The organism is Chachezhania sediminis (assembly GCF_009765275.1).
Taxonomy (GTDB): domain Bacteria; phylum Pseudomonadota; class Alphaproteobacteria; order Rhodobacterales; family Rhodobacteraceae; genus Chachezhania; species Chachezhania sediminis.
Genome location: NZ_VOPH01000014.1, coordinates 1 through 14,736 on the forward strand (window position 1 = coordinate 1; position 14,736 = coordinate 14,736).

Sequence of the window (14,736 nt, forward strand, 5' to 3'; positions counted from 1 at the left end):
AGGCGCGGGCCGGGGCTTATGTCGATGCAACGGGGGACGCGAACCTGTCGCTGGTCGCAGGCCAGCCGATGCGCGTCGGCAATGGCGAAGGCCAGCTGCAGGCCGCCACGGTGCCGATCCGGATCGGCGGCCTGCCGGCCGGTCTGCAGATCGACCGCCAGCGGATGCAGGCCGCGATTGCGGAGTTCAACCACCGGTCTGAACACCGGATCGACCGGACCGATGCCGGGATCTACACCAAGGTCACGGGCACGACCGACTTCTGGTGGCTGGTGATCGACCGGGAGATGCCGGACCTGACTTCGGCCTCGTTCACCAAGGCCGAACAGACGGGCCGCGAAATGGCGCATACGCTGGTCCAGGTGCTGAAGGAAACCGTGCCGGGCTTCGAAAACGCCTGGCTGGCCCAGACCGGCCCGCAACTGGGCATCCGCGAGACGCGCCACCCGGCCGCGCGCTACGAGGTCAGCCACGCGGACGTGCTGGCGGGGCAACGCACCCAGGACGGGATCGCCCGCGCGGCCTGGCCGATCGAGAACCACACAGAAGCCGGCAAGCCGATCTATGAATTCGTCGGCGGCGAAGGCTATTTCCACGTGCGCTATGACGCAGTGCGGGCGCAGGGGCTGGACAACCTCTATTACGCCGGCCGGGTGATCGGGGCGGATTCGATGGCCTATGGCTCCATCCGCGTGATGGGCACGGCCTTTGCCACGGGCGAAGCGGCCGGCGTGGCCGCGGCGCTGACGGCCAAGACCGGGACCGCGCCTGATGCGGCGGCGGTGCGCGCGGCGCTGGAGTCCGGCGGGGCGCTTATCTGAGCGGTGACGGTGCGTGCGGAGTACGCACCCCACACGGGTTGTGAAAGTGGGTCGGTGATGGTGCGTGGGGACCACGCACCCTACGGCTTTTGACAGGCGCCCGCGACCTTTGCCCAGTTCTGCCGCGGGAGGGTTCGGTTTCGGGCCCGTCCGTGTGTCAGTGCCTCCGTACGCTTGCGGGCCCGATTTGGACGGCAGGTCCTGTAGCCGTGTTCGTTGTATCTGCCTGCACTCGTGTGTTGTCGGAAGGACACCGGGCAAGGCCGGCACCGGGTTCTGCAGGCCGTGCTGTGTGTCTTTTTTACATAACTCTCATTATGTGAGATTTGGCTGTGACCGCAAAGTCAGAATGTCCCACATGTGCAAAGTCGAAGTGTGACACGTCCCTGTCGGTGCAGGACTGGAGCGTGGCGGTGGGATGGATTGCGATCAGCGAGCGCGCGTTGAACCGGATCGAGGTATTGAGCCAGGTAACGCAGGATCGGATGACGAGGGTCGCGGCTGCGAATGTGCCCGGACTGAGCCGCAGAAAAGTTCGTCAGACATTTTCAACGGTTGCTGGGCGTGTTCCGGGATGACCCAGTTCGGCCGGGCGCTGAACGAGCTGAACGTGGAGATCCTCTGTGCCAATTCCTCCCAGGCCAGGGGCCGGGTCGAGCGGGCGAACCGGATGTTGCAGGACCGGCTGGTGAAGGAGCTGCGGCTGGCGGGTATCTCGGATAGCCGCCAAATGCATGACGGGACATGGCCCAAGGTATTAATGCCGGTTTAGTGGACGCATTTTCAGCCGGACCGAATGCGATAGGCAGATGGCGGGACGCCGGTCCATCGGCGAAAGGCACGGTGAAAATTCGACGAGGACGAGAAGCCGAGCCCGTAGGAAATCTCCTCGATGCCCTTGCGGCCGGCCTGAAGGTCGCGGATCGCCATGTCCCGGCGCAGACCGTCCTTGATGGCCTGGAAAGAGGTGTCGTTCGCGTGCAGATGCCGGATCAGCGTCCTTGGGGTCATTCCCAGCTTTGGCGCGATCTGCGACAGCCGGCAGTCCAGCCAGTCCGCGGAAAAGAGCATGTCGCGGATGCGCAGCGACAGATTGTGCTCGTGGAAGCTGGTGAAAAGCCAGTCCCGCGGCGCGCGTTCCAGGAAGGCGGCCATTTCGGCGTTGCTGCGTTCGATGGCGGGGCCAAGCCGGGCGGTGTCGAAGGCAATTGCCGAATGCCGCATCCCGAAGCGGATCGGTGCGGGGAAAAGCAGCGGGTAATCTTCGGCAAAGGCCGGCCGTTCGAAGGCGAAGAAGACGGCGGCGACCGGGACCTCTCGTCCGGCGCGCCATGACAGCAGACCATGCGCCAGTTTGAGGATAAGCATGTGGCCGAAACGCTGGACCGCCCCGGCCTGTCGCGGCACCAGCGACAGGGTCAGCCGCCCCTCGTTCCGGTCGAGCTCGAACTGGAAGTCATCGAGGAGAAGGTTCCAGAAGGTCGAGAAGCGGTAGAGCACGGCCGGCAGGCTGGAGGCCTCTCGCACCGTTGTCGCCAGATGTTGCAGTGCGCGCTGGCGGATGGGGCGGCTCCAGAGCCCCATCATCTCGTCGCCCGTCCGCGTCGCGGCGACCTGATACAGCCGCACGATCTCGTCGAGCGTGACGCGGCCGCCGGTCCCGTGCGCGCTCGCGGCAAAGCCTGCCTCTTGCAGAAAACGGGTCATCTGTTCCTTTGAACAATAGCCGTGCAGGGCGGCAAGCCAGTCCTCGATCAGGCTGTGCGATACGGTCGAGATGTCGGTCTGATAGGAACGGGTCATGATCTGCGCCCTTAGCGCGAAAATGTCACTTTATGATAGTCCATTGTCCTGAACAGAGATTGTTCGGTCAAACGTGCTCGGCCACATGTCACGCAGAGATAGTGCGAAGAGGGCATGGGCATGGTGTATCATCCGCCGATAGAGGACATTCTTTTCAACGTCCGGCACCTGTCCCGGTGGGACATGGTCGGCGCCCTGCCGTGCCATTCCCATGTCGATCAAGAGGATGCCGCCGCGGTTCTGGAAGCCTTCGGGCGCTTTTGTTCAGAGAAGGTCGCGCCGCTGGGCGCCGCCGGGGACCGGACCGGGGCACGCCTGGACGGCGGCGAAATCACGATGCCGGAAGGCTATGCCGAGGTCTATGCCCAGTTCGTGGAGATGGGTTGGCAGAGCCTTGCGCATGGCCAGGACCATGGCGGCATGGGCCTGCCGCGGGTGATCGGCGCGGCGGCAACAGAGATGCTGAACGCCGCCGACATGAGCTTTGGCCTTTGTCCGCTGCTGACCGACGGGGCAATCGAGGCCCTGACCGTGACGGGGAGCGACGAGCAGAAGGCGCGTTATCTCGACAAGCTGATTTCGGGCGAATGGTCCGGCACGATGAACCTGACAGAGCCGCAGGCCGGCAGCGATCTGGGGCTGGTGCGGACAAGGGCCGTGCCGAACGGCAGTGGAGGCTATGCGATCAGCGGCACCAAGATCTTCATCACCTTCGGCGAGCACGGGATGTCGCGCAACATCATCCACCTTGTCCTGGCGCGGACACCGGGTGCGCCCGAGGGACCGAAGGGGTTGAGCCTGTTCGTGGTGCCCAAGTTCCTGCCGTCGGAAGACGGGGCGCCGGGCGCGCGCAACGCGGTGACCTGCGTCGGTGTGGAACACAAGCTGGGGGTCCGCGCCAGCCCGACCACGGTGCTGGAATTCGATGGCGCCACCGGATTTCTGGTTGGCGAGGAAAACCGCGGCCTTGGCTACATGTTCGTGATGATGACGGCGGCGCGCTTTGCCGTCGGCGTTCAGGGTGTGGCAATTGCCGAACGCGCCTGTCAGGCCGCGCTGGCTTATGCGCGGGGGCGGGTGCAGGGCCGCCCGGTCAACGGCTCGTCCGCTGGGGCGGTGGCGATCGTTCACCATCCGGATGTACGCCGGATGCTGATGCGGATGCGGGCGCTGGTCGAGGGCAGCCGGGCACTGGTGGCCGCAACGGCGGGCTGGCTGGATCTGGCGCGCCATGGCGAGGGCGACACCCGTGCCGAGGCCCACGAGATGGCGGAATTCCTCGTGCCGCTGGTCAAGGGCTTTTGTACCGAGCGGGCGGTTTCGGTGGTCTCTGACAGCATTCAGGTGCACGGCGGTATGGGGTTCATCGAGGAGACCGGGGTCGCCCGGCTGTACCGCGATGCGCGGATCCTGCCGATCTACGAAGGCACGACCGCGATTCAGGCCAATGACTTTCTTGGCCGCAAGGTGCTGCGCGACGGTGGCAGGGTCGCGCGCCGCTTCGCGGCAATGGTTGCGGACACCGAAAACGCCCTGCGTCAGGCCGATGGGATTGCCTTGGCCGAGCGTCTTGGGGCCGCACGCCTGGAATTCGAGGCGAGCCTTGAGTTTCTTCTCGATGTCGCCCCGGACGATCCCGACACGGCCTATGCCGGAAGCGTGCCGTTCCTGATGCTGGCCGGGACCCTTGCGGCGGGCTGGCAAATGGGCCGCGCCCATCTGGCCGCGCACAACGCGCTTGACCGGGGCGAGGCGCCCGCCTTCATGAAGAACAAGATCGCGACCGCCTCGTTTTACGCGCATCACATCCTGCCTGACTGCGCCGGCGAACGCGTGCGCATCACGGCGGGTGCGCCCAGCCTGATGGGCGCGGACCTCTGAACACATCTCGCGGCCCGTGTCGGGTCGCATCACCTGCATCACAAGGATATTTCGATGGCTTTGGACAAGAAGCGCCTCACCTACGACAATCTCGCCATCCGCGAGCACGGCGACGGCATCGCCATCGTGACGCTGAACCGCCCTGACAAGCGCAATGCGCTTGATGTCGCCACTGTCGAGGAACTGGTCTCGTTCTTCAGCTCTGCGCGCACAATCGGCGTCAAGGCCGTGGTCCTGACCGGCGAGGGGGATCACTTCTGTGCCGGTCTCGACCTGATCGAACATTGGAAAGCCGACCGCAGCCCGGACGATTTCATGCATGTCTGCCTGCGCTGGCACGAAGCCTTCAACAAGATGGAATATGGCGGCGTGCCGATCATTGCGGCGCTGAAAGGTGCGGTCGTCGGTGGCGGGCTGGAACTGGCCAGTGCGGCCCATGTGCGGGTCATGGACCAGACCACCTACTTTGCCCTGCCCGAAGGTCAGCGCGGCATCTTTACCGGGGGCGGCGCGACGATCCGTGTGTCGGACATGATCGGCAAGTACCGCATGATCGACATGATCCTGACCGGGCGCGTCTATCAGGGGCAAGAGGCCGTCGACCTGGGGCTGGCCCAGTACATCACCGAAGGATCCAGTTTCGACAAGGCCCTGGAACTGGCGGAAAAGGTGGCGGCCAACCTGCCGCTGACCAACTTTGCCATCTGTTCCGCGATCAGCCACCTGCAGAACATGTCGGGCATGGATGCGGCCTATGCCGAAGCCGTGGTGGCCGGCGTGGTCAACACCCAGCCCGCCGCGCGCGAGCGGCTGGAGGCATTTGCCAACAAGTCGGCAGCGCGGGTTCGGCCAAACGACTGAGCCGGCCATGCAGGGGTCAGCGACCTCGCGGACTTGGATACGATTGTAAACGGGGGGTGCCGAAAGGCTCCTCCTGCCCCGGACGCTGGCCGAAAAGGGTCCCGGTCTGTACCGCCCCGTCGGCATCTGGAACTGACGGTAAATTCGGGCAAGCGGATCCTTTCGGGGTCAGGCCAGTGTTTCCGATAGACACCGGGCCATGCGGCACTGCCTGATCGCGGGCCCAAAGCGCTGTCACCGCCGCCAGGTTGCCGCCGGCGCTGTCGCCGCCCAGGGCGATGCGGTCGGTATCGATCCCCAGGGTTCGCGCCCGTGCATGGACCCACCGCAGCACGGCGCGGCATTGCAGGACCACGGCCGGGCACGGATGTTCCGGCGCCAGCGCACAATCGACCGAGATCACGGTGACCCCCGCCCAGGCCGCCAGCCGGGCGGTGATGTCCCAATGCGTCTCGGGGCTGCCCTGCACCCAATCGCCGCCGTTCATGTAGATCAGCGCCGGCTGCACCCCACCCTTGCCGTTCCGGAATTGGCGCACCCGCACCGGCCCGCCGCCGGACCCGATCCAGTGTACCTCGTCCGTCTCCACGCCGTCGGGCGTGGGTGGCATCGGTCGGCACCGCCGACCACTTGGCGTCGCAGACTTCAAGAAAGCGGAAGATGTCGGGGTCGATCGTGCGGGCGTCCTCTGCGGCGCGCGGGATCTCGGGCGTGGTCTCGCGCATCGCGAAGGCCATGATCATGTCGCCGACATGGCGGCGCAGCCTGTGCTGACCCATCTCGCCGAACAGTTCCTGCCCGAAGATGCGGCTGAAGGTGGCCCGGTTCGACACGTTGAAATAGCACAGCGCAGAGATATGCCAGTGCAGTTCCAGCGCGGTCCGGCCACGGCGGAACAGGCCCTGTTCGACACCGCGAACGTGATCGGGGACGCGATCGGACAGGTTGCCAAGCTTTGAAAGACGGACCAGCCGGTCCCCGCCTCAGGGCCGGCCCCTAGGGCGTGAATGATCGGCAAGGTCCGGCAGGCATGGCTGCACCGGCGGGCGGAAAACCTGCTGGCGCTGGTGCTGGCCGCGCTTTTCTGCCGGTTCCTGATCCAGATCGTGTTCCGATATGTGCTGAACCTGCCGCTGGGCTGGACGGTCGAATTCGTGGCCATTGCCTGGCTGTGGGGGATCCTGTCCGGTTGTGCCTTCGTTGTGGCCGAACGCGACGTGATCCGGCTGGATATCCTCTATTCCATCCTGCCGCGCGGGGCGCAGCAGGTGCTGGACGTCCTGGCCTCGGCCATCTGCGCAGCGATCTTCATCTGGACCCTGCCGAAGGTCGTCGACGACATCACCTTCATGGCCATCGAGAAGGTGGCCTATATAAAGATCCGCTTCGACCATGTCTTCGCGATCTGCATCGCCTTCGCCCTTTCGGTCATCGTCCGCTGCCTGATCACGATCTGGAAGGCGGTCACCGGGCAATCCCAGAGCTTCATCGAAGGCCCGAACGCCGAGGCACATGACTATGATCGATCCGTTCTGGGCGTCGGTGGTCCTGCTGGCCTTCTTGGCCATCGGCGGGCTGGCGATGATCTGCGCCGCCTCGATCTACCTGATCCTGCGGGGGGGCGACCCGTCCATCGCTGCGGAAACTCTGCTGCAGGGCCTGTTCAATCCCTCCGCGCTGCTGGTGATCCGGCTGTTCATCCTGGCGGCCGACATCATGAATGTGGGCTCGCTCGCCGACCGCCTGCTCCACTTTTCGCCCCTGTGGCGTTGTATCGGTCCGTGCCGGCTGGGCAGTTCTATCAGGCGCTGCTGGCCTCGGCCCGGTCGACCGTGACCATCGGAATCCTGATCGCGGGGGCGCTGATCTTCCAGTACGTGATCACCCGGGAATACGTGCCGAACGCCCTGCCGGAATGGCTGACCCGGTTCGAGCGGTCGAAGGTGGGTTTGCTGATCCGCGATCTACGTCCTGTTCCTGGTGCCGGGCTGCATCCTGGAAAGCGGGGCGATCCTGTTGATCATCGTGCTGATCGTCATTCCGACGGCGCAAAGCCTGGGGTCGACCTCTTCCATTTCGACCATACTGTCGGCCTGACCCTCGACAGCTTTCATACCTTCGCCCGCAGGATCGACCCGGCCGCGATCCGGCGGATTCCGGGCGACAAGCTGAGGGCCGGTATCCTGGGGACGTTCTGTTGTGGCACCCGCCAGGTGAACCTGAAGGGTGGCAGGGACATCTGGACGCCCGCCGACATGGCCGGCGTGAAGCGGCGGATGCCTGCTGGCGAAAGCTGGCAGTTCCTGGGCAAGGCGCTTGGCGCGAACCGAGTGCCGATCCCCTACACCGAGCTCTGCACGGCGGTTCAGTCCGGTGTCGTGGACGGGCAGGACAATCCGCGGCCCAGCGACAAGACGATGAAGTTCCACGACGTCACCGACCAGATCGCGCTGACCGACCACAATGTGGGCTTTGGCATGCCGGTGATCTTGGCCAGGCTGTGAACGGGCCTGACGGAAGAGCAGCGGGTCAAGATCCAGATGACGGTCGAAAAGGCCACCGACTCGTCGGACCGGCAATATCTGGACCAGGAGGCCGAGCTGAAGGCGTTCTTCGAGGACGAGGGTCTGAAGGTCTGTGTGCCGGACATGGACGCGTTCCGGGACCATGCGCAGAGAATGTACCTGGAAAGCCCGCTGTCGCAGAACTGGCCGGCGGAGATGCTGGACGAAATCAACAGGCATTGATCCCGGTCGCGAGGATCAGGCGGAAAGCGGAGCCTTCGGGTCGCGTTCTTCGTTGTCTGGCACCTGGTTCGGCCGGGGCTGTTGGGGGCTCTGCCCCCGCCGCCCTTCGGGCGACTCCCCCGAGGATATTTGAAGATCAAAGAAGTGGGGTCGTGGTGCTGAAGGGCGGCACCTTCTGAAGATTAAGGTGACGGGCTTTGCTGCGCGGCCAAGGTTCCCGTGACGGTCGCCGCTTTCCGACGCCGGATAGGGCCGGATAGGGGGCGTAGTTTCCACGCACCGCCTCAGATGGGGGTGGCCTCAGGCGCCAAGGCCCAGCCGTTTCAGGATTGTCGAGACAAGCGTCAGGATCAGGGCCCCGCCTACGGCAAGGACCGGCAGGCGCAGGGTGATCAGCCAGTCCTGCAGCCCGGCCAGGGACCGGATCCCGGTCCAGCCGGCGATATTGGCGAACTGGCCATAGTGGCCCCAGGCAAACCAGCCGGCCCAGGTCAGCAGGGCCACCAGGGCAAGGCCTGCGATCTGGCGCAGGACGATCATCTCAGCACCTCGACCGTATCCGGATCGGCCCGGAAGATCAGCATGTCGCCGCGGCGCAGGATTTCCCCGTCCAGGCCCACCAGCAGGGCCGCCTTGCCCAACAGCGCATCCGGCATTGGCCCGCCATCGGGGCCTGCCAGCAGCAGGAAGTCCGACCCTTCGAGTTCCGGCACCACCGGTGCCGGGGTGACGAAGACGGGGGGCACGTCGCCCAGCAGGCAGAGTTCGGCACAGGCCTTGTGGGACAGGCCCTTTCCGGGGCGCATCGCGCCCGACAGGCACTTTCCGTCGCAGATCTCTCCGGTCAGGCGCCAGCGGCCCAGGGTTTCGTCGGGGGCGAGGTCCCCCCGCCCCACGGTCGAGACGGTATCGACCTGCATCATGTCGAGCGACCCGCGGGTCAGAAGCACGCCCCGGACGGTCACGAGGTCCCCGGACCCTGCCGCCGCCAGATCCGCGCCGCGCTTGCCGGGGCCGGCGGTCATCAGGACATGGCCCTTCGGCAACAGTTCGGTTTCCTCCGTCAGAGTGACGGTCGGATAGGGAGTGGTCGTCAGGACGCCGGTCACCTCCTGCGGGCCAAGGTCCCAGCGGAACCGACCGGTGCCCGGATTGTCCTGCCCCAGGGCAATGACATAGCCCATGACCGGGAAGGCCAGAAGCAGCAGGACCGCCACCGCCGGCAGGATGCGGCGCAGACCCACGGGCAGCTTCTTCGACCAGCCGATGAAGAAGATGTCCTTGTCCGGGACGCTCATGCCGCGGCCTCCGGCACGGGGACGGGTACGACATCGGTTCCGGGCGGGTTCGCGCGGGCATCGACCCAGACCCACGGCCCACGGATTTCAAGCCTGTAGGTCGGCACCGTTTCGGTGAACGGGTCGGGGCTGCGACCGTCGCGCAGCCGGTACTGGAACCCGTGCCAGGGACAGGTGACGCAGCCGTGGACGATGCGGCCTTCGCCCAGCGGCCCGTTCTGATGGGCACAGGCATTGGAAATCGCGTTCAGCGCGCCGTCGTGGCGGAAGACGGCCACCTTGTCGCCATTGCCCAGAAGGCCGATCCGGGCGGTGCCTTCCTCGATCTCGGCCACCCGGCAGATCCGTTCCCATGGCCCGTCCCTCCGGACCGGGGCCGCCGGACGGTCCGACAGGGCCGCCGCAAGGTGCAGGCCGATGACTGCCAGCGCCATCATCCAGACCACGACGGAAAAGGCCGGGGTGCCCTGCGATTGCAGCGCGCCCAGCGTGACGTGACCCACGATCAGGACGTAGGCGGGATAGATCAGCATGTGCAGCCGCTTCCAGACCGGTGCGGTCAGGAAGGAAAGCCAGAAATCGTGGCTTGTCGTCGCCAGCACGGCAAAGCACAGAAGGGCCGCAAGGCCCAGGATTTCGAATGGGAAGCCCAGAATCTGGCCATAGGACGTGTTGGCGGACAGCAGCGCCCGCCATGTCGGCAGGTCCGAAAAGGCGAAGTACCAACCCAGCACGAACCGGGCATGGCCCAGCATGACGAAGAAGGTCAGCACCCCGAAATGGCGGCGGTTGTAGAGCAGCGGCAGGAACCGCCGGTCCAGCCGCGCCAGCGGACCGATCATCAGGATGACCGAGACCATCAGGAACGCGCATGACCCCAGCGCCCGCGCCCGGAGGATATCGCTGTCGATGGGCCGTTCGAACCCCGCGGCCGGGGTGCCCACGGCAATGAAGGCCACGACGTAAAGGACCACCATCGCCACCAGCACGGCATCATAGATCCATTTCCAGCGGTTCCACTGGACCGGCACGAAGGAGACGCTCATTGCGACGCCCCGGCCTTGTCGGACAGCTGTTCGGGCGCGCGCGCCAGTTCGGCCAGGTTCTGCCGCAGCAGGGTGCCGGTCAGGAACACGGCCGGGATCATGATGGCCAGAACGATCCAGATCGGCGCATGGGCACGCAGAGGCGGCTGGTGGCGGGCATGGGGCCGGTCGCGTCCGGTCTCCAGCACGAACCAGCGCCACAGCACCAGGGGCCAGATCAGCACCACGGCCGGGATCAGCATCGGCCGGAAAGTCCAGGCATTGCGCGCGCCGGGTTCGACGCGCGGGGCGCCCACCGTGACGAACAGCACCGCCACGCCAAGCCCGATCTTGGCCCACAGGGCAGCAGCTGCGACGATGAAGGCGGCCATTTCGTTTCCCCTTTCAGGGAAAGAGTGCCCGGCCCACAGGACGCATGCAAGCATCTGGCCCGGACGATGGCCGGGAATTGTTCAGGGCGTGCCCGCCGTGCCCGGGTCGGCCCCGGGCCGCGCCTACCAGGCGCCCCAGAGGCGCAGATCCTCTTCGGTCAGGGGCATAGGCTGGTTCCGGGCCGGCGCGTCGGTGCGGACCAGCGCCACCAGCTCGACCACCGGCTCGCCGGCATGGGCGATGATGACGCGTTCGCCACGGGCAACGGCTTCGATCAGCTGGCAAAGGGTGGATTGGGCGGTTTCTACGGATACGTGCATGGGTCGGTCCTCCGGTTCTGGTCCCCGGTCCGGTAGGATTGACCTGTGAACCGCTGCCTTCGGTTTCAAGCGCCCCCGCGGCGGTGCGGGATGCTTCTGGCAAGGATTGGCCGACGTCTCACGTGGGCGAGGGGCCGGAGAATAGGCCCGGTCCGTCGCTTGCGGCAGCGCTGCCCTTGCCGCACAGTCCGGGGCCTGCGCCGAATTGGAAGCTGCCGATCGGGCGCTGCGTGGCCGTCGCGGAGCGGTTCCGCTGCTCTGGACCCATTGCGGGGTGTCTGTTGCTTCAGCCTCTGGGGCAGCGGTCGGGCTACGGCGCGGTTCTTTGCGTTCGAACGGGATATCAGAAGGGATCGACGAGCCGACATCCCGTCGGCAGAAAATCAGACCCGTTTCCCGTCACGACCGCACCGTCCCGCGCCAGGGCCTGCGCCGCGATCATCAGATCCGCGCCCGGGTGTCCGATCCTGGCGGAAAGCTCTCCCCAGATCAGCGCGTCTTCGGCCCCGAAGGGCAGGATCCGGTCGGAAAAGACGCGCGCCGTCCGGTCCAGCCAGCCCCTGAGGTCCCGGGCGAATTCCGGGTTCGGGCCTTCCTGGCGGCGGATCCCGCGTTCGATTTCGCCCAGCGAGATGACGGACAGGTAGAGGTCGCCTTCGTCCTGCTGCGCCAGCCACGCGGCCACCTGCGGGGCCCGGTCGGGGCGCCGCACGGCGGAAATCACGTTGGTATCCAGGATCAGGATCAAAACGAAACGTCGCGGGGCCGGGCCTTGGCCCGTTCCACCTCGGTCCCCGGGAAATCCATCAGGTGATCGACGAAACCGGGCCGTTGCGCCTGCGCCTCGCGCAGCAGGCGGCGGTATTCGTCGGCCGACAGGATCACCACCGCGGGCTTGCCCCGGCGCGAGACTTCTTGCGGGCGCCCCGAAAGTGCTGCGTCCACCAGCGCCGAAAACCGCGCCTTGGCATCCTGAAGCGGGATCATTGCATCATCTCCTGACCAGTTACCTAGTCAGATAGGACCGATTTCGCCGAATTGCAACGGCTGCCGTGCTGCTGCCCCTTGCATTTCGAGACAAATCGATCAAATGATCGATTCATGGAAACCCAGACCCAACACTATGTCCGCCGCGATGAACGTCGCGAGATGATCGCCCAGGCCGCCCGGGATCTTCTGGCTGAAAAGGGGCTGGCGGGTTTGCGCACGCGGGACATCGCGGCGCGGGTGGGGATCAGCGTCTCGACCCTGCAGTTCCATGTCCGCTCCAAGGCCGCGCTCTTGGACTTCATTGCCGAAACCACGCGCGATGCCTTCCTGGCCTTGTTGCCGCCCGAACCTGACCCTGCCAAAGACGCCCTACTGCAGCTGAGGGCAGAGGTTCAGGCCTTCCACGACTCGCTGATCCATCGCCCGGACCTGGCCGCGACATTCGCCCAGCTGGAACAGGCGGCCGGCGGACAGGCCGGGCTGGCGGCGACCATGGCCGAATTCAAGGCGCTCTGGGCCGGCCGTTACACGCGGATCCTGACCATCGGCCGGGATCAGGGCCTGTTCCGTCCCGACATGGCCCCCCTGCCCGCCGCGATGATGGTGACGGCCACGCTGGTCGCCTTCCAGAACCGCGGCCCCGACGGGCTGACGCTGTTCTGGCCCGTCTACGATGAAATCCAACGCGCCCTTCTGGCGCCCACCCCATAGGGTGCGTGGTCCCCGCGCACCGTCATCAGACCCAATCAGGGAGCACTGCCATGAAATTCTCCGATCTCGCCGAACGTCAGATCCTGAAGGCCCAGGCCGAAGGCCAGCTGGATAACCTGAAGGGCGCCGGAAAGCCCCTGCAGCACAGCGACGGCACCGGCGACTTTGCCGAGGCCGCGGGCTTTCGCATCATGGCCGAAGCCGGGGCCGTCCCCAAGGAAATCGAGCTGAAGAAGGCCGTCGCCGCCCAGTTGGAGGTCCTGAAAGCGACCGTGGACCCGGCGGCGCGAAAGGAGGAAATGCGCAAGCTGGCCGACCTGCAGCTGAAGCTCGCGATCCAGGAGGAAGCCCGGCGCAAGTACTATTCGGGTTGAACCTTTCCCCGACGCCACGCCTGAAAACCCGTCCGATCATGCTATATTCCCTACAGTGCGGGTGCAAAGGGAGTGATGTCGATGGATGGTCAAATGTCCGGGACGGCCGGGTCCGGAACCGGGGACATGAAGCGGATCTTCGATCTGCAGCGCGGTCTTAGCCGTGACGGCTCTACCGTGCCGCTGGAACTGCGACAGCAGCGGCTGCGCAAGCTCAAGACGATGATCCAGACCAACGAGGCCGCCTTCATCGCCGCCATTTCGCAGGATTTCGGCAATCGCTCGGCGGACGAAACGCGGGTGCTGGAAATGGGCATGGTCCTGAACGCGATCCGGCACACCAGCAGCCACCTGCGCCGCTGGATGCGGCCCGAACGGCGCCCCGTTTCAATGGTCAGCCAGCCTGCCCGCGCCTGGGTCCGGCGGGAACCCCTGGGCGTGGTGGGCATCATTGCACCCTGGAACTATCCGCTGTTCCTGTCCCTGGGCCCGCTGGTCGACGTGCTGGCCGCGGGCAATCGCGCGATGATCAAGCCATCGGAACTGTCGCCCCGTTTTTCGGACCTGCTGGCGCAGGTGGTGGCCGACACTTTTGCCGAGGACGAGGTGCGCGTCTTCACCGGCGGGGTCGAGGTCGCGCAGGACTTCTCCGCCCTGCCCTTCGACCACCTGATCTTCACCGGGTCGACGGCCGTGGGACGCAAGGTGATGCAGGCGGCAGCCGCGAACCTGACGCCCGTGACGCTGGAACTGGGCGGCAAGTCGCCCGCGATCCTTTGCGACGACTATGACGTCGAAAAGGCCGCGAAAAGCGTGGCCTTCGGCAAGTTCCTGAACGCGGGCCAGACCTGCATCGCGCCCGACTATGCATTGGTGCCGCGGGCCAAGGTCGATACCTTTGCCAGGGCGGTGATCGACAGCGCCATGAAGTCCTATCCGACGCTGGCGGGCAATGACGACTACAGCTCCATCATATCGGACCGTCACCACGCCCGGCTGGTGGCCGCGGTGGACGAGGCGCGCGCGGCGGGCGCAACGGTCCTGACCGCGGGCGACGCGACCATGACCAACGACCGCAAGATCGCCCCCACCGTGGTGATCGGCGCGCCGGAAACCGGCGTCCTGATGCGGGAAGAGATCTTTGGCCCAATCCTGCCGGTCCTGCCCTATGACAGCATCGACCAGGCGCTGGCCCTGATCAAAGGCCGCGCCCGGCCACTGGCGCTTTATGCCTACAGCACGCAACAGGCGAAGCTGGACCGGATCCTGGACAGCGCGATTTCCGGCGGGGTGACGCTGAACGGCACGTTGATCCATGCCGCGCAGGACGGGATGGCCTTCGGCGGCGTGGGGCCCAGCGGCATGGGCGGCTATCACGGCCGCGACGGGTTCCTGCGCTTCAGCCACAGCCGGTCCGTCTTCAAGGTGGGCTTCGTCAACGGGTTCGAGAAGATGGGCCCGCCCTGGGGCCGGCTGGCGCGGACCGCCGCAAAGCTCCTGATGCGCTAGGTC

General features: G+C 65.9%; 17 protein-coding genes and 2 pseudogenes. 9 read left to right on the forward strand and 10 right to left on the reverse strand.

The genetic code is table 11. The annotated features are described in order from the left end of the window. Positions 1 to 821, forward strand: an 821-nt coding sequence (locus FQK05_RS23240; protein ID WP_158971480.1) for an FAD-dependent oxidoreductase, incomplete at its 5' end; no start/stop codon positions are given. A 571-nt stretch (positions 822 to 1,392) separates the two neighbouring features. Beyond that, positions 1,393 to 1,542, forward strand: a pseudogene (locus tag FQK05_RS23245) (ISNCY family transposase); the annotation flags it as partial. A 62-nt stretch (positions 1,543 to 1,604) separates the two neighbouring features. On the opposite strand, the gene FQK05_RS23250 reads toward FQK05_RS23245, so the two are convergent. Beyond that, positions 1,605 to 2,624, reverse strand: a complete 1,020-nt coding sequence (locus FQK05_RS23250; protein WP_158971482.1) for an AraC family transcriptional regulator — start codon at positions 2,622 to 2,624, stop codon at positions 1,605 to 1,607. A 120-nt stretch (positions 2,625 to 2,744) separates the two neighbouring features. Between FQK05_RS23250 and FQK05_RS23255 the strand changes: the two genes are divergently transcribed. Continuing rightward, complete coding sequence (locus FQK05_RS23255; RefSeq protein ID WP_158971484.1) at positions 2,745 to 4,505, forward strand: acyl-CoA dehydrogenase; 1,761 nt, start codon at positions 2,745 to 2,747, stop codon at positions 4,503 to 4,505. Between the two features lie 54 nt (positions 4,506 to 4,559). Next, positions 4,560 to 5,366, forward strand: a complete 807-nt coding sequence (dmdD, locus tag FQK05_RS23260) for a methylthioacryloyl-CoA hydratase (RefSeq protein WP_158971486.1) — start codon at positions 4,560 to 4,562, stop codon at positions 5,364 to 5,366. A gap of 16 nt (positions 5,367 to 5,382) precedes the next feature. Here dmdD and FQK05_RS26295 read toward each other — a convergent pair whose 3' ends face one another. Both FQK05_RS26295 and FQK05_RS26440 read right to left on the reverse strand, forming a co-directional pair. Further along, on the reverse strand, positions 5,383 to 5,976 hold the full coding sequence (locus FQK05_RS26295) for an alpha/beta hydrolase (protein WP_233270649.1): 594 nt from the start codon (positions 5,974 to 5,976) through the stop codon (positions 5,383 to 5,385). Positions 5,977 to 6,163: 187 nt separating this feature from the next. Further along, positions 6,164 to 6,337 (reverse strand): annotated as a pseudogene (locus tag FQK05_RS26440) (hypothetical protein); the annotation flags it as partial. 36 nt (positions 6,338 to 6,373) lie between these two features. Between FQK05_RS26440 and FQK05_RS26610 the strand changes: the two are divergent. Then, positions 6,374 to 7,870, forward strand: a complete 1,497-nt coding sequence (locus FQK05_RS26610; protein ID WP_158971488.1) for a TRAP transporter small permease subunit — start codon at positions 6,374 to 6,376, stop codon at positions 7,868 to 7,870. 36 nt (positions 7,871 to 7,906) lie between these two features. Further along, a complete protein-coding gene (locus FQK05_RS23275; RefSeq protein ID WP_158971490.1) occupies positions 7,907 to 8,113 on the forward strand; it encodes a type 2 periplasmic-binding domain-containing protein in 207 nt (68 codons plus the stop codon). A 300-nt stretch (positions 8,114 to 8,413) separates the two neighbouring features. On the opposite strand, the gene FQK05_RS23280 is transcribed toward FQK05_RS23275, so the two are convergent. The 7 genes from FQK05_RS23280 to FQK05_RS23310 all read right to left on the reverse strand — a co-directional run bounded on the left by FQK05_RS23280 (position 8,414) and on the right by FQK05_RS23310 (position 12,136). After that, complete coding sequence (locus FQK05_RS23280; RefSeq protein ID WP_158971492.1) at positions 8,414 to 8,653, reverse strand: hypothetical protein; 240 nt, start codon at positions 8,651 to 8,653, stop codon at positions 8,414 to 8,416. Then, positions 8,650 to 9,411, reverse strand: a complete 762-nt coding sequence (locus FQK05_RS23285; RefSeq protein ID WP_233270650.1) for a hypothetical protein — start codon at positions 9,409 to 9,411, stop codon at positions 8,650 to 8,652. Before FQK05_RS23285 ends, FQK05_RS23280 begins: the two co-directional genes overlap by 4 nt. Further along, positions 9,408 to 10,457 carry a Rieske 2Fe-2S domain-containing protein gene (locus FQK05_RS23290; RefSeq protein ID WP_158971494.1) on the reverse strand — a complete coding sequence of 350 codons (1,050 nt, stop codon included), beginning with the start codon at positions 10,455 to 10,457 and terminating at the stop codon, positions 9,408 to 9,410. The genes FQK05_RS23285 and FQK05_RS23290 overlap by 4 nt, the downstream gene beginning before the upstream one ends. Beyond that, entirely contained in the window at positions 10,454 to 10,828 is a 375-nt protein-coding gene (locus FQK05_RS25935; protein ID WP_199252753.1) for a hypothetical protein, read from the reverse strand. Before FQK05_RS25935 ends, FQK05_RS23290 begins: the two co-directional genes overlap by 4 nt. A gap of 123 nt (positions 10,829 to 10,951) precedes the next feature. Continuing rightward, positions 10,952 to 11,149, reverse strand: coding sequence for a type II toxin-antitoxin system Phd/YefM family antitoxin (locus FQK05_RS23300; RefSeq protein ID WP_158971497.1), 198 nt, complete (start codon positions 11,147 to 11,149; stop codon positions 10,952 to 10,954). Between the two features lie 343 nt (positions 11,150 to 11,492). After that, a complete protein-coding gene (locus FQK05_RS23305; RefSeq protein ID WP_158971499.1) occupies positions 11,493 to 11,897 on the reverse strand; it encodes a type II toxin-antitoxin system VapC family toxin in 405 nt (134 codons plus the stop codon). Beyond that, positions 11,894 to 12,136, reverse strand: coding sequence for a type II toxin-antitoxin system Phd/YefM family antitoxin (locus FQK05_RS23310; RefSeq protein ID WP_158971501.1), 243 nt, complete (start codon positions 12,134 to 12,136; stop codon positions 11,894 to 11,896). The genes FQK05_RS23305 and FQK05_RS23310 overlap by 4 nt, the downstream gene beginning before the upstream one ends. A 114-nt stretch (positions 12,137 to 12,250) precedes the next feature. Here FQK05_RS23310 and FQK05_RS23315 point away from each other — a divergent pair, with 114 nt between their 5' ends. From FQK05_RS23315 to FQK05_RS23325, 3 genes are all read left to right on the forward strand, one after another. Beyond that, positions 12,251 to 12,850, forward strand: coding sequence for a TetR/AcrR family transcriptional regulator (locus FQK05_RS23315; RefSeq protein WP_158971503.1), 600 nt, complete (start codon positions 12,251 to 12,253; stop codon positions 12,848 to 12,850). Positions 12,851 to 12,900: 50 nt separating this feature from the next. Then, the gene (locus FQK05_RS23320; protein WP_158971505.1) at positions 12,901 to 13,224 is read left to right on the forward strand and encodes a DnaJ family domain-containing protein; all 324 of its coding nucleotides are present in this window, start codon (positions 12,901 to 12,903) and stop codon (positions 13,222 to 13,224) included. 126 nt (positions 13,225 to 13,350) lie between these two features. Then, on the forward strand, positions 13,351 to 14,733 hold the full coding sequence (locus tag FQK05_RS23325) for a coniferyl aldehyde dehydrogenase (RefSeq protein WP_158971657.1): 1,383 nt from the start codon (positions 13,351 to 13,353) through the stop codon (positions 14,731 to 14,733). Positions 14,734 to 14,736 lie beyond the last annotated feature (3 nt).